Origin of the sequence: Advenella sp. (genome assembly GCF_052108595.1) — a bacterium.
Taxonomy (GTDB): Bacteria; Pseudomonadota; Gammaproteobacteria; order Burkholderiales; family Burkholderiaceae_B; genus Advenella.
Genome location: NZ_JBQEAU010000025.1, coordinates 11,718 through 24,820 on the forward strand (window position 1 = coordinate 11,718; position 13,103 = coordinate 24,820).

General features: G+C 53.7%; 13 protein-coding genes. 7 read left to right on the plus strand and 6 right to left on the minus strand.

What is annotated here, in order from left to right; genetic code table 11:
* From ACTIKR_RS06555 to ACTIKR_RS06565, 3 genes are all read left to right on the plus strand, one after another.
* A partial coding sequence (locus ACTIKR_RS06555; RefSeq protein WP_442327416.1) for a tripartite tricarboxylate transporter substrate-binding protein occupies window positions 1-402 on the plus strand: 402 nt, incomplete at its 5' end.
* A 13-nt stretch (window positions 403-415) separates the two neighbouring features.
* Window positions 416-2,032 carry a gamma-glutamyltransferase gene (gene ggt, locus ACTIKR_RS06560; RefSeq protein ID WP_442327417.1) on the plus strand — a complete coding sequence of 539 codons (1,617 nt, stop codon included), beginning with the start codon at window positions 416-418 and terminating at the stop codon, window positions 2,030-2,032.
* Window positions 2,033-2,438: 406 nt separating this feature from the next.
* Window positions 2,439-2,888: a universal stress protein gene (locus ACTIKR_RS06565; RefSeq protein WP_193089060.1), complete on the plus strand. Its 450-nt coding sequence runs from the start codon at window positions 2,439-2,441 to the stop codon at window positions 2,886-2,888.
* 9 nt (window positions 2,889-2,897) lie between these two features.
* Here the strand turns inward: ACTIKR_RS06565 and ACTIKR_RS06570 are convergent, their stop codons facing one another.
* Genes ACTIKR_RS06570 through ACTIKR_RS06580 form a run of 3 tightly spaced genes read right to left on the minus strand, consistent with a single transcriptional unit; the run spans window position 2,898 to window position 4,613 of the window.
* Entirely contained in the window at window positions 2,898-3,377 is a 480-nt protein-coding gene (locus tag ACTIKR_RS06570; protein ID WP_193089059.1) for a nuclear transport factor 2 family protein, read from the minus strand.
* A 52-nt stretch (window positions 3,378-3,429) separates the two neighbouring features.
* Window positions 3,430-4,047, minus strand: a complete 618-nt coding sequence (locus ACTIKR_RS06575) for a glutathione S-transferase family protein (RefSeq protein ID WP_442327418.1) — start codon at window positions 4,045-4,047, stop codon at window positions 3,430-3,432.
* On the minus strand, window positions 4,044-4,613 hold the full coding sequence (locus ACTIKR_RS06580; RefSeq protein ID WP_442327419.1) for a pyridoxamine 5'-phosphate oxidase family protein: 570 nt from the start codon (window positions 4,611-4,613) through the stop codon (window positions 4,044-4,046). Before ACTIKR_RS06580 ends, ACTIKR_RS06575 begins: the two co-directional genes overlap by 4 nt.
* Window positions 4,614-4,748: 135 nt before the next feature.
* On the opposite strand from ACTIKR_RS06580, the gene ACTIKR_RS06585 reads away from it, so the two are divergent.
* The 3 genes from ACTIKR_RS06585 (at window position 4,749) to ACTIKR_RS06595 (ending at window position 7,752) form a co-directional block, all read left to right on the plus strand.
* Entirely contained in the window at window positions 4,749-5,633 is an 885-nt protein-coding gene (locus ACTIKR_RS06585; RefSeq protein WP_442327420.1) for a LysR family transcriptional regulator, read from the plus strand.
* A 423-nt stretch (window positions 5,634-6,056) separates the two neighbouring features.
* Window positions 6,057-7,061: an NADP-dependent oxidoreductase gene (locus ACTIKR_RS06590; RefSeq protein WP_442327421.1), complete on the plus strand. Its 1,005-nt coding sequence runs from the start codon at window positions 6,057-6,059 to the stop codon at window positions 7,059-7,061.
* Between the two features lie 337 nt (window positions 7,062-7,398).
* Entirely contained in the window at window positions 7,399-7,752 is a 354-nt protein-coding gene (locus ACTIKR_RS06595) for a hypothetical protein (protein WP_193089054.1), read from the plus strand.
* 200 nt (window positions 7,753-7,952) lie between these two features.
* Here the strand turns inward: ACTIKR_RS06595 and ACTIKR_RS06600 are convergent, their stop codons facing one another.
* The 3 genes from ACTIKR_RS06600 to ACTIKR_RS06610 form a co-directional block, all read right to left on the minus strand.
* Window positions 7,953-9,851: a bifunctional metallophosphatase/5'-nucleotidase gene (locus tag ACTIKR_RS06600; RefSeq protein WP_193089053.1), complete on the minus strand. Its 1,899-nt coding sequence runs from the start codon at window positions 9,849-9,851 to the stop codon at window positions 7,953-7,955.
* Window positions 9,852-9,975: 124 nt separating this feature from the next.
* The gene (locus ACTIKR_RS06605) at window positions 9,976-10,578 is read right to left on the minus strand and encodes a glutathione S-transferase family protein (RefSeq protein ID WP_193089052.1); all 603 of its coding nucleotides are present in this window, start codon (window positions 10,576-10,578) and stop codon (window positions 9,976-9,978) included.
* 41 nt (window positions 10,579-10,619) lie between these two features.
* Window positions 10,620-11,852, minus strand: a complete 1,233-nt coding sequence (locus tag ACTIKR_RS06610; protein ID WP_370540221.1) for an MFS transporter — start codon at window positions 11,850-11,852, stop codon at window positions 10,620-10,622.
* Between the two features lie 549 nt (window positions 11,853-12,401).
* On the opposite strand from ACTIKR_RS06610, the gene alkB reads away from it, so the two are divergent.
* Window positions 12,402-13,070, plus strand: a complete 669-nt coding sequence (alkB, locus tag ACTIKR_RS06615) for a DNA oxidative demethylase AlkB (RefSeq protein ID WP_193089051.1) — start codon at window positions 12,402-12,404, stop codon at window positions 13,068-13,070.
* Window positions 13,071-13,103 lie beyond the last annotated feature (33 nt).

The window sequence follows — 13,103 nt, forward strand, 5'->3', positions numbered from 1 at the left end:
ATTGTTTCCACCGTGGGTGGCAACACTCAAATTGTGGCGCCGGTCTTAAGCAGCGCCCTGCCCCTGATCAAGGAAGGCAAGCTCAAGCCTCTGCTGGTTTTCAATGACAGTCGTGTTCCTGAACTTCCTGATGTACCCACCGCGGGAGAGTTGGGTTTGCAGGGCTTTGGAAACATCGGATGGAGCGCCGTGGCTGTCAAGGCAGGCACGCCAGAGGTAGTAATTAAGAAACTGCATGCAGCAACACAGGCGTTCCTGAATGACCCGGCAGCCCAGGAGAAATTTGCCGCCGTTCAGGTCCGGGCAATGCCCGGTCCAGCGTCGGCTTTGATCGACTTCACTGTTCGCGATACAGCCAAATGGCAACAAGCCGTGGGCGACCTGAATTTGAACGTCAAATAAACAGGTATGACAAATGAATAGACATGGCATGGTGGTCTGCCCTCAACCTGAAGCTGCAGAATCAGGCATCGAAATCCTGCAGGCAGGTGGCAATGCGGTGGATGCCGCAGTAGCTTGTGCTTTTTCCCAAACTGTGGTCGATCCCTTGATGTGCGGTATTGCCGGGTTTGGCACGGCAGCGCTTTACCTGCCCGGCAAGCAAGCGCATGAGTATGTGGATTTTCACGCACCAGCACCGGGCCTGGCCCGGGCTGATATGTGGGAACATCTTCTGCAGGGTGAAGCGCGCGATGGATTCGGTTTTTCAATCAAGGGGCGGCTCAATGACCTGGGGGCTCAATCGATCGGCGTGCCGGGCACATTGCTGGGTCTGAAGCGCATGCACGAGCGACATGGCCGCCTGCCCTGGCGCGACGTGATTGCACCGGCGATCGAATGGGCGCGCGGCGGCTACTTTGTTCGTCCGGCCATGTATGCATTCTGGATTGACGAGCCCCTGGCAGGCCGGACTGCCAATCGCGAGCGGCTGACTCTGACCCAATCCGGACGTGATTTATATTGCCGTGCCGACGGCTCGCCTAAAACAATCGGCACACCACTATACAACCGTGATTACGCCGCCACATTGGAGCTGATCGCGCGCGATGGACCAGATACCTTCTACCGCGGAGACATCGCGCAGCAAATGATCACTGATCTGGCAAATCAGGGCGGGATTCTGTCACTGGACGATCTATCGGCTTACGAACCGACATTGAACCGACCGCTGGTCGGCACTTACCGGGATCGCCGCATCACAACCAATCCGCCACCTGGGGGCGGTGCAATGCTCATCCACATGCTCAACATCCTCGAGCGTTTCGATTTGCCCGTTTACAGACATAATGGCGCCGATTATATACAACTGGTCTGTGAGGCAATGAAACAGGCAACGGTTGACAAAGACCGCCATATCGCGGACCCGGCATTTGTAGACGTTCCCCTGGAACAAATGTTATCCAAGTCATATGCCGACGCCATTGCACGGATGATCCGCGCAGGCCAAAAGATCGACGTACCGCGATTTAACGATGCAATTGCACCACCTAAAGACACCACTCATTTATCTGTCGTCGATGCCGATGGCAACTGCGTGGCGATGACGCATTCGCTGGGTATGCCGTCTGGCGTCATTACGCCAGGACTCGGCTTTATGTATAACGGCTGCATGGGCGTATTTGATCCGCGTCCAGGTCGTGCGGGCAGCATTGCGCCGGGAAAATCACGCTTTACTTCTTCCTGCCCCAGTATCGTTTTTAGAAACGACAAGCCGGAAATCATAGTGGGTGCGCCAGGAGGCACACAAATCGTCATGGGTGTTCTGCAAACCATCCTGAACGTCGTCGACTTTGGTATGCCAATTGAATCCGCAGTGTCGGCTGCCCGGTTCTCATCGACCAGCAATATCGTCGACATATCAAATCGTATCCCGCGGTCAGTGAGCCGCGCAGTAGAGGCGATGGGATATCAGGTGACGAGGAACCCATTTGGACACACCATAGCCTGGGTTCATGCCATCCATATCGACCAGACAGGCGCGTTATCTGGTGCGGCAGACCCGGGCCGTGACGGTGTTGCCTATAGCCTCTGAGGTGTTCAGCGGCCAGGCATCCCGCCCAGGGCTGCCTGGCAGGTAACTGCTCTATCTGGTCCCGGACCTTTTCGCTGGCCCTTCAAGTCCGTTTATGGACATGACATAACTATGAATCACCGGGAGATCCGTTCATGCGATCTACCAGGCGAAAAAATCATAAAGAGAAGATCCCTTCAAACCAGATCATTGATCACTTTAGCATGAAAATAACCTAGTGCAATTTTCCACAACAGCGTCATGATGCCTATCAGTCGTCTTGGTGATTAACGTAATAAACTATTTCTTACATTATTCTGAATAAAAATTGATTTAGTTCAATAATTACAGTTGTGGTTGTAATACACTTTAATGGCATCCCCAACATTCACATATGGGGCGCCTTTTTTCTGTTCCAGGGAGTTATATGATGAGCAAAACTATTTTAGTCCCAATCGATGGATCGAAAAACGCGAGCAAAGCGCTGGACTGGGCCATCTCCATGGCGAAACTGGCCGGCCTGAAACTGCTTGTGATCAATGCGCAGCCAAGCTTTCAGACGGTACATGCCAAGGCGCTGTTCAATCATGAGGATATTGAACAGTATCAGCAGCAGTTGTTCAATGAAGTGACTGAGCCGGCGCGAGCCATGCTGCAGCAGTCTGACGTGCAACACGAAGTCAAACTGCTGATTGGCGACGCAAAAAACTGCATTGTTCAGGAAATTACCGACAGGCAGAACAGTAACTCGCCTGTAGAAATGATTGTGATGGGCTCGCGCGGTACCAACCCGTTGTTCTCGGGGTTGCTCGGTAGCGTTAGCTACGCTGTCATCCATTCGGCCATATGTCCGGTAACCATCATTCCTCACGACTAGGCCGGCAAATTACAATCCCAGCTGGCTCAGGCCTGGGTGGTCATCGGGGCGTCTTCCCTGTGGCCACCGGAACTTGCGATCACTTTCAGCAATGGGCAGATCATTGATGGACGCATGACGTTGCAACATCAATCCGTTGCCATCAAATGCCCAGTTTTCATTGCCATACGACCGAAACCACTGCCCCGAGTCATCGTGCCATTCGTAGGCAAACCGCACGGCGATGCGCGCGCCATCAAAAGCCCATAACTCCTTGATCAGACGGTAGTCCAGTTCCCTGATCCATTTGCGCGTCAGAAAAGAAACAATTTGTTCCCTGCCGTTGACAAACTCCGCCCTGTTGCGCCATTGGCTATCGACGGTATAGGCAAGAGATACACGCTGCGGATCGCGTGAGTTCCAGCCATCTTCGGCCAGACGCACTTTCTGGATGGCTGAATCAAGCGTAAACGGCGGCACCGGCTGCCGTATTTCAGATGTCATTTCCATAAACAAGTTCCTTTTTCTGTAAAGTAAGACCAATGACTAACGCCTGGCAAAGTCATTTTTCTGCAATGCAATACATTCCGGGCATACCCACATATCCTGGCAACGCCTGTATACGCCCAACCCACTTGATCAGCGCCGGATAAGGCGCCAGGCTGATTTTGCTTTCAGGTGACAATGCAATGTATGGATATACAGCGATATCGGCAATGGTGATATGGTCGCCGACAAGCCAGTCTGAATCCTGAAGCTGCTGCTCTACAATACTATACAGTCTTTGTGTTATCTGCTCAGCCGCAACAAGATCCAGTTGCCGGCCAAATTTGTAGTGCAAGCGCAGGTCATTGGGCCCGCGCGCAACTTCATTGGCTGCGGTAGACAGCCACGCCATTACCTGCGCCATGGCCTTGGGATCGTTTGTGGCAAGCCAGCCGTGATCGCCATACTGCTTCGCGAGATAAACCAGGATCGCCTGGCTGTCACGCAATATCACATCCCCATCAACCAGCACCGGCACCTGGCCAAACGGGTTCATATGCAAAAACTGAACCGACTTATGCTCGCTGTCCACTAAGTTGACAGGACAACTGTGATAGTGAACGCCCAGCAAGGACAAGAGCAGACGTACTTTGTGGCAATTGCCAGACGGAGCAAGGTCATAGAGCGTAATCATTGAGATTCCTTTGTTTCGATCATGGCGGCAAACTCATCTTCGGTAAAGCGCGCCGTAATATGCTGCGGACAGTTAAAATCCAGCGCCTGTACGGTAATGATATATCCGCGCTCAACCCGGGCGCGATGGGCTGGCATTTGCAGGCGGGCAAGCAGCTGCGGCTCATCGCTATCGTGAATGATGCGCGCGCGGCCCCATATCTTCAGGCGCCGGCGATGAGCAAAATCCATAACAATGAGCATGACACGATCATCGTTCATCAGATTGCCAGCTGAAATATACTGCCGGTTGCCGGCGTAGTCAGCAAATCCCAAAGTATGATCATCCAGGATTTTCAAAAAACCCTTGGGTCCACCCCTGTGCTGCACGTAAGGCCAGCCGTTTGCGCCAACGCTCGACATAAAGAAGGTATCAATGTCTGGAATAAACGCCCGTTCCCGCTGCGCAATTGCATTGCGCTCTTGCGAGTCTTCTTCGAACAGGCTATTTCTTTCGCGACTGCCGTACTGCTCCTGCGCTGCACGGACGGCGGGTGTGAAAGTGATGGTTGAAAATGCGCGTGACATGGATACTCTCTCCCGCTGTTTGTCTTGGTTCGATGCCGCAAGGTTGTGCTGCGGACACTGTTACTATGCAGTATTTCTTTATATAGAAGAATAGTCGTACAATACATTTCACTCTTGCATATATCGGAATAATAGATGGATCGTTTGCGAGCCATGTCAATCTTTGTGGCGGTAGCGCACGCCGAAAGTTTTTCTGCTGCCGCCCGCAATCTGGGAATGTCGGCACCGGCGGTCACCCGCGCCATTTCCGAATTGGAAACTCATCTGGGCGTGCGCTTGCTAACGCGCACCACCCGTATCGTCAGGACCACCGAAGCGGGTATCCGTTATCTTGAAGACGCACGACGGGTTATTGCCGACGCTGATGAAGCAGACGAGGCAGTGTCCGGCATCACGACCGAACCGCGAGGGCGTTTAGCGATCACCGCGCCCGCCCTGTTTGGCCGCATGTTTGTAACGCCGATTATCGTGCAGTATTTGCGCCGCTACCCGGCAGTAAATGTGACCTCGCTGTTTGTCGACCGGGTTGTCAACCTGATCGAAGAAGGCTTGGACGCGGGCCTGCGCATTGGCCATCTACCCGATTCCAGCATGAAAGCCATCCGTGTCGGCCAGGTTCGTACCGTCGTGTGCGCAGCTCCTGCATACCTGGCTGCCCATGGTGTACCGGGTACGCCCGATCAATTGCACGCCCATACCATTATTCCGGAATGGAGGTTTGTTCATCAGGACAAGACCAGTGCCATTCGCATGACACCGCGACTGACCCTCACCACAAATGATGCAGCGATCGAGGCCGTCCTGGCCGGGTTCGGGATCACGCGGCTGCTGTCGTACCAGATAGCCCCTTACCTTGCTTGTGGCAAACTGGAAATCGTACTGCACGATTATGAACCAGCACCCTTGCCTATTCACGTGATTCACCATGAACTCCGACAGGCGGCGGCCAAAGTACGCACATTCGTCGACATGGCTGTGACCTGCTTGCGCGAAGACACAGCACTTGCGTATCGGCCTTGATGCCAGTATCGTCGTTGTGCCTGGCCTGATCACCGGGATGAACCGGGAGTGACGCTTAGTCACCGCACCGTTCATGACACTTGCATAAAAAAACAGATCGCACCGCGGGGTATTTTTATGACAGATAGCATTTCTTACTCAAAAGATTGGACCCAGCTCCCTTTACACAAAGCGGCCCATCCCTTCCATAGGTAGAATATGACAGAACAGCAGAAACCAATAGCATCTGCAATACACGATAAACCGTGTTGAACCCTGCCCGACCAGCGCGCTTGTGCCATAAACGGCAGAGTGTCACCCTTTTCCGGCCTGCAGCCTTGCGGTGCCGACCGCTGAGGCAAATATGCGAGACTTGGTCCTGAGTACGGCTCAGCCAGAGTGTTTAATAATCTGATAGACGATTGTACAAATGTAGAGGGATATATGAATACGCTTGAAAACGAAGTCATCCGGGTAATCTCCAAACCAACAGGCATTCCTGCCGCAGAAAATTTCCAACTGGAAAAGCAGCCGGTACCCGAACTTCAAGCTGGGCAAATACGGGTGCGCAATGAATGGCTGTCTGTGGATCCAGCAATGCGTGGCTGGCTGGCCGATGCCAATAACTACGCAAGTGTAAATGTCGGCGACGTGATGCGTTCGCTTTGTGTAGGAACGGTCGTCGAATCCACGATATCGACAGTCAACAAGGGCGAACGCCTGATGGGCTGGTTCGGCTGGCAAACCTACGCCACGGTCAAACCCGAGGCGATTGTCCAGAAAATAACCGCCAGTGATCTTCCCCCCTCCTTGTATCTGGGCGTATTGGGCTTGAACGGCATAACAGCTGCCACTGCACTGGACAAACTGGGCTCCCCCAAACCAGGTGACACCGTCGTGGTGTCCACCGCTGCCGGCGGGGTGGGCTCTTGCGTGGGGCAACTTGCCAAAACAATGGGCTGCCGTACAGTAGGCTTGACCAGTTCAGCTGAAAAAGTCAAAGCGTGTTATGAAGCATTTGGCTACGACCATGTCATTAACTATAAGACTGACGATATTGATCAGGCCATCAAAAATTCATGTCCAGACGGCGTGGATGTCTATTTTGATAACACGGCAGGGGCCATTTCAGACGCAGTCATGCAGCATCTGGCTATCGGCGCTCGTGTGATTGTATGCGGAACAGCCTCAATCCCGAGCTGGAATCCACCGCCCATGGGCCCTCGCGTAAACCGTATTCTGCTGACTCGCCGAGCCCGAATGCAGGGTTTCATCCTGTTCGACCATAAGGACACCTATGCTTCTTACGTCGAGCAGCTCGAGCAATTGGTCAGAGCAAAAAAATTGACTTACCGTGAACACATCACTGATGGTCTGCGCACAGCGCCGGGCGCAATTGCTGAACTGTATCGAGGTGAGAACCTGGGCAAGCGACTGATCCGGATCTAGTACGTAGTAAACCGCCTCCTGATACGCGAACCGGCGCATATACTTGCAAATGTAACATCAGCAGGCTGTGCTTTCGGTCGCGGTCGCGGTCGCGGTCGCGTTGTGATTTCACAGCGCTGGCTCCAGGGGCATATGAGTCAGGCACTGACGTTGCGGCAAAGAAATTTATTCGCAGGCAATGCCGATCACTGCTATATTGCTGCATATGGAGCATAGATCGGCATACGATAAATTACTGGGAAAGGTGCGATATAACAAAGCCGGTGCCAGATTGCAGATTAAACCGGCAGCAGTCTGGATTATTGCAAGTGCCAGAAATAGAGACAGGAGCAATCCGATGAAAACATGCCCAAAGTGCACCACCGAACTTGAAGACGCTGCGACCAAATGCGTCTCTTGCGGTTTTCAGCTGGAAGAACCGCAACGAACCCTGACCGGAAAAGTCGCCAAGTGGCTTTTTATCGCCTTTAACCTTGCCATGATTTGCTGGGTTGTGGTCGGCATGGGCGTACTCGATCGAGGATCGCAGTCCAGCGCCCTGCCTCGCGGCACCGAAGATTCCGAAGGCATGGGCGTGACCATGATTATTATGATATGGGTCATTTGCAACTTTATCTTTGGACTGGTTGTTTGGGATACAAGGGCAAAGAACAAGGCATTGCAGGAGTCGCATAACAAAATTGACGAGTAAAACGTATCGGGTAATTTTTACAGCGGTTTTTAAAATAGCACCTTCCAACGGCCTGCTCTATTGCACTGTTACGGCTGTTTGTGCCGGGCTTTGGTTCGCTCGTTATTCAAACCAAAGTACTCGCACAAAATCAGAAAATCAACAAAACCTGACGATCGTGAGCGAATAACTAAGGCGCTTATTGCACTCCTGAGCAAGCTTTAAATCTGCCGCTTCTCCCTGACAATCCTCGGCTGATAAGGTTCCATCTCCGGTATCGTCTTGTGCTGCTTCAAATAATTTTCCAGCACATCCAGCATGATCAGTGTCGTCGTCGCCGGCATATGTGCTGATTCAATGGTTGTCGCGTTGGCCTGCGCTGTATCTTTACTTTCAATGCGATTGGTTATTTTGCTTTCAACGTCCGCCCTGGTCGCATCTGTTGGCGCTGCCTGGTCAAATTCAAATGGCACGGTCAATCCCCAGGCGGCCACTTTATATTTTTCATCGACCATCAACGGCTGACTGCCAACCATGACGTTCGTAATACGCTTGCCCGACTCCTGGTCGGGGTCGATCCGGTAGCGCAAGCCACCGGTTCGCAACATATCCTGTTCTGAACGCTTGTACGCGTCAGGGTCGAAAAGCGCCTGAGCGGCGGCCTCCAACATGGCATGGATATGCCTGCCGCGCACCGCTCCCAAACACATTTGTGTGTCGCCCAATGCCAGCTGGTTGATGATATCTTCGCGGACAATTGCAGCGCCAGGCAACAGCGTCGACCCCCAGCGGTATCCGGGATACAGGGCTATTTGCGCCCCGCTGCGCTGCAACATGGCTTGCAACAAGAGTTCGTCCCAGGTGCCGTTGAAAGTGCCCCGGCGGTACAGCAGCCCTTCGGTCATGGCGATTTGCTCTGACAAGCTGGTATTGGCTGTCGCATAGGCATTATCGACCGTCTTTGCCAGGCGGCTGTCGGCCTGTACAAAACTGGCCACTACTGGCAACAGGCTATAGCGAAAATCCGCCAAGCCGCCTTTGTCGATGTCCAGATCCAGCACGGCCAGAAACCGCCCCTGTGCGCCGGCGTTAGTGACTGCCGTCTTACCCTTATTGTTGGAAACAAGAATGGGTTCGGGCAATGGGGTCGCCGAACGTCCGCCCAATATCACATCAATACCAGTGACACGAGTTGCCAGTTGCAAATCTGCATCCACACCGGCTCGGGAAAGCAAGAGCACGGCTTGCGCACCTTTTGTCCGCACATCGTCGACGATGCGCTGTAAATTGTGTTCATCCAGACGCATCACCGATCGCTCTTTGATGCCGGTCTTGGCGTCTGGCATGGTGTGTTCATCGCAGTTGCCCTTGGCAAACGGTTCGTTATGCGCCACCTGCCCAATAATGGCAACCGTGATACCGTTTCGCTTGCGCAGTATATAGGGCTCAAATAAAGGATTATCGTTAACCAGATCGAACGCATTGTGCGCAATGTATGGATAGTGCGCAGCTCGCCCCTGTGCGGGTGCCGGTAAATTGGGATCCGACGGCTGTGTCTGGCCAGCATCCTTTGAAGCAATGGCTGCCTGAATATGCGCCTGCTCCGGCAAGCCCAGGTCTATGCCCAGGGCATGATGGACCGTAATCGCCCCATCAGTTGTTGCCCAGGGGGCCGATGATTGCAGATTGCCATTGCCGCCGTCCAGCAGCCACGCTTGCTCGCGGGAACGCTTGACGATGCCAATCAATGACGCAAGGTGCGCCACCCCACCCAGCATGCCGTAGTGGGCTGCCGAGGCAGCATAGTCTGCGTTGCTGAAAGCATAGGCCTGAGCTGAGCCAATCATCAGGTTGTAGTATTGCAGCAGCGCATCGCCGGTCACATAGGGCGGTTTTGCACTGACTGGGCCAATCTCCACCTGGCCTGTGGGTTCGCGATAATACAAAGGTTTCCATTGGGCCTGTACATCTGTGATGTGCATGAAGCTGACGTTGCCAAACGCCGGCAGATCATAAAACTGCTCCATCCCTTGCTGCGCGCGCAGCACTGCGGGCGCGAACATGCCAGTGCCCGCGGCTGCCATCAACTGAAGAAAAGCCCTTCGATCTGTGATATGCATTGCCCCCTGTTTCCTTAACCGGTCTGCTAAGCCCACCTGCGGCCTCGATAAGCGGTATCGATTCGCAACATCGATTCGCGGCAACGATCATAAGCAGGCCGGCTGCCGCGCATCAGCACCCATTTTACTGAGGCTTGGTTTTGGCAATGCTTTCACGTACGGAAAATTTGTCATACCAGGCTTTCAAACCCGGAAAACGCTTCTGCCAGTTATAGTCCGGCAGCCGGAAGTCCAGATAATCGAAAGCACATGCCAGGGTGATGGTAACGATATCTATTCGATCGTAAAGCTCTTGCGCCTTGTCTTCGAAGTACTGCAATGCAGTTGTGATTTTATCGGTCTGGCCTTCCAGCCACTCGTCCCAGCGCAACGCTTCGGGACGCGCCAGTAGTTCATAGCGGACCAACAATGAAGCAGCAATGGCGCCATCTGCCACTGCGTGATCTGTTAGCAACTTGAAGCGCGTGTTGTCATCGCCAAACAGCTTGCCCTTGAAAGTGGTGTTCAGGTATTCACAAATGACTTTGCTGTCGAACAGTACCTGCTCGTCGTCCGTGATAAACGTAGGCACCTGACCCAGCGGGTTGAACGGAATAATATTGCGATCACGATTCACAGGACTAGCTGCGGCCGGCAGGCGTTCAATTCGGTCCACGACCCCAAGTTCGTCGGCAACGATCATTGTCTTACGCACGAAAGGCGAAGCGGCGGAATAAAAAATTTTCATTTGTGTCTCCCTTGATAAAAATAATGAAAAATTGACTACTACTATTTTGTTACTGTTGCTGTTGCGGGTGTAAGGTCAGCCCGTTCAATTGCTGACTTGACCTTTCGGTCTGCCCAAGTGGCCAGACCGGTCATGATCGCCAACACGCTTCCCAGCAGGCAGGTGCCGGCCCATCCGCCGTAAGTCCAGGCGACCGTACCCAGCGTCGATCCAGAAGCACCGCCAATGAAGTAACTGGTCATATACACCGCATTCAAACGAGACCGTGCTTGTGGCAGCAAGGCAAATATGGTGGTTTGATTATTGATGTGCACGCCCTGCAGGGCCAGGTCGATCACCAGCATGCCTGCAATAAACCACCACAGATTATCGTGTCCCAGCCATAGCAGGCCCCAGCTGAGCAGCAACAGTACAACGCTGACGGCAGTGACCGTATCACCCAGGCCGCGATCGGCCAAGCGGCCTCCCAAAGACGCCATCAAGGCCCCCATGACGCCGGCCAGGCCCACCAGGCCAATGGCCACATCACTCAAACCATGTGCAGGCCCGGCCAAGAGGAGTGCCATGGTCGAAAACAGCGCACTGACCGATGCAAAGCCCAATCCGCCCATGAGCGCGCGCGTACGCAGGCGCGGCTGCTCACGCAGCAAAGTGAACAGTGACGCAAGAATGGACAAATAGCCGTGGCTTTGCGGGTTTCTGGAGGATGGCAGCTTGAGCCAGAGGACAGTTGCAATGCCAAGCATGATGACGCCGGATACCAGATAAACAGTCGACCATCCGCCAATACCGGACAGCAAGCCGGCAACACTTCGGGCGAGCAAAATACCGGTAAGCAGGCCGCTCATGACCATGCCCACTGCGCGACCGCTACGCGATGGCGCCGACAGGATAGCGGCCATCGGCACCAGGACCTGTGCAGCAACCGAAAACAGCCCCGCCATGCCGACTCCCACAAACAACATGCTGCTGTTGATTGCCAGGCCACTGATAAATTGTCCGATCGCAGCCAGCACCATCAGCCCGACAGCAAGCTGCCGGCGCTCGAACTTGTCGCCTAGCGGCACAATAAACAGCAGACCCAGCGCATAGCTGACCTGCGCGACCGTTACAGTGAGTGCCGCGCGGGTCTCTGTAATGTCCAGGCTAACCGAGATGGAATGCAGCAGCGGCTGGTTGAAATAGTTACCTCCGGCACACAGGCCGCAAGCGATGGCCATCAAAAGCAGCACGGGCGTTGTCAGGTATGATGGATGTGGCGATTGCTCAGACATGGGTAACCAAAAATAAAATACTATATATTTAAACAGTATTATTATAAAATAACAGCATGACAGGACACAGACCGGCCGTAATTGCCATAATGGCCTTAACAGCGCTAACGGCCATAGCGCCTTGCTCACCCCTTATCCTGAACCCGGGCAATTTGGTCTCAACGTTGATCCACTACTGTTTTGTTCTCGCTAAAACGTTATCCCCGTTGTAGCAGATGAAACATTAAACCACAGTAAGAACGCAATGTCGCAGACAGACCCCGCAACCCTGTGCTGCCGGCGCTATCAACAGCCAGCTTCGTTGTTTGCAGGCCGCTGGGTTTACACCACTACGTCATATGCGAGTATTTTTGATACGTGAACAGGTCGTTGTGCTCAGGCGAACAGGCGATGCAAGCAGCTGACATTGCCAGGAGGACCGACACCACCGCCCTATAATGCAGCGGTCACCTGCATCACTGCATTCGTCCTGCTTTATGCGGACATGACGGATTTTCAACAAGCCTTCGCCGTAGCGCTGCGTGCTACATGATATTTGAGTTCAATCTTATGAGTACGATTTCCCTTTTTCCACCTGATACCTTGCCCGCACCCGATACAGACGCCACAGACTTGCAATTGGGACCCGGCGCATGGGTATTGCGTGGGTATGCACTGGAATATGTGGACAGGGTATTGGCGGAGCTGCGTCAGATTCGCCAGCAATCGCCATTTCGCCATATGGTCACACCAGGCGGCTACACCATGTCCGTAGCGCTTACCTGCTGTGGCGCCGCCGGTTGGACCGCCGATCGCAAGGGCTATCGTTATGCGGCGATTGATCCGGAAACCGGCTTGCCATGGCCAGCTATGCCGGACGTATTTCTGGCGCTCGCCCGACAGGCAGCCTACCGCTGTGGTTATGCCGGCTTCGCGCCTGATTCCTGCCTGATCAACCGCTACGTGCCGGGCGCCCGGCTCAGCTTGCATCAGGACAAGGATGAGACTGACTTTTCCGCCCCCATTGTGTCGGTCTCACTTGGAATGCCCGCCATGTTTCAGTTCGGTGGTCTCAAACGCAGTGATCGTCCAGATAAAATTCCGCTGTTTCATGGCGATATTGTGGTCTGGGGCGGCCCCGATCGCTTGCGTTACCATGGCGTCATGGCGCTTAAAGACAATCCGCACCCATTGCTCGGCTCAAACCGCATTAATCTGACCTTTCGTAAAACCGGCTGATATCAGGCCCGTTAATGCACAGGCAGCGCTGCC

What these genes read in the sequence shown, in the direction of transcription:
- ACTIKR_RS06575 (WP_442327418.1), bottom strand. Translation starts at nt 4,047, where the DNA reads ATGATTACGCTCTATGACCTTGCTCCGTCTGGCAATTGCCACAAAGTA.
- ACTIKR_RS06600 (WP_193089053.1), bottom strand. Translation starts at nt 9,851, where the DNA reads ATGCATATCACAGATCGAAGGGCTTTTCTTCAGTTGATGGCAGCCGCG.
- ACTIKR_RS06570 (WP_193089059.1), bottom strand. Translation starts at nt 3,377, where the DNA reads ATGGAAATGACATCTGAAATACGGCAGCCGGTGCCGCCGTTTACGCTT.
- ggt (WP_442327417.1), top strand. Translation starts at nt 416, where the DNA reads ATGAATAGACATGGCATGGTGGTCTGCCCTCAACCTGAAGCTGCAGAA.
- ACTIKR_RS06595 (WP_193089054.1), top strand. Translation starts at nt 7,399, where the DNA reads ATGAAAACATGCCCAAAGTGCACCACCGAACTTGAAGACGCTGCGACC.
- ACTIKR_RS06590 (WP_442327421.1), top strand. Translation starts at nt 6,057, where the DNA reads ATGAATACGCTTGAAAACGAAGTCATCCGGGTAATCTCCAAACCAACA.
- ACTIKR_RS06580 (WP_442327419.1), bottom strand. Translation starts at nt 4,613, where the DNA reads ATGTCACGCGCATTTTCAACCATCACTTTCACACCCGCCGTCCGTGCA.
- ACTIKR_RS06585 (WP_442327420.1), top strand. Translation starts at nt 4,749, where the DNA reads ATGGATCGTTTGCGAGCCATGTCAATCTTTGTGGCGGTAGCGCACGCC.
- ACTIKR_RS06605 (WP_193089052.1), bottom strand. Translation starts at nt 10,578, where the DNA reads ATGAAAATTTTTTATTCCGCCGCTTCGCCTTTCGTGCGTAAGACAATG.
- alkB (WP_193089051.1), top strand. Translation starts at nt 12,402, where the DNA reads ATGAGTACGATTTCCCTTTTTCCACCTGATACCTTGCCCGCACCCGAT.
- ACTIKR_RS06610 (WP_370540221.1), bottom strand. Translation starts at nt 11,852, where the DNA reads ATGTCTGAGCAATCGCCACATCCATCATACCTGACAACGCCCGTGCTG.
- ACTIKR_RS06565 (WP_193089060.1), top strand. Translation starts at nt 2,439, where the DNA reads ATGATGAGCAAAACTATTTTAGTCCCAATCGATGGATCGAAAAACGCG.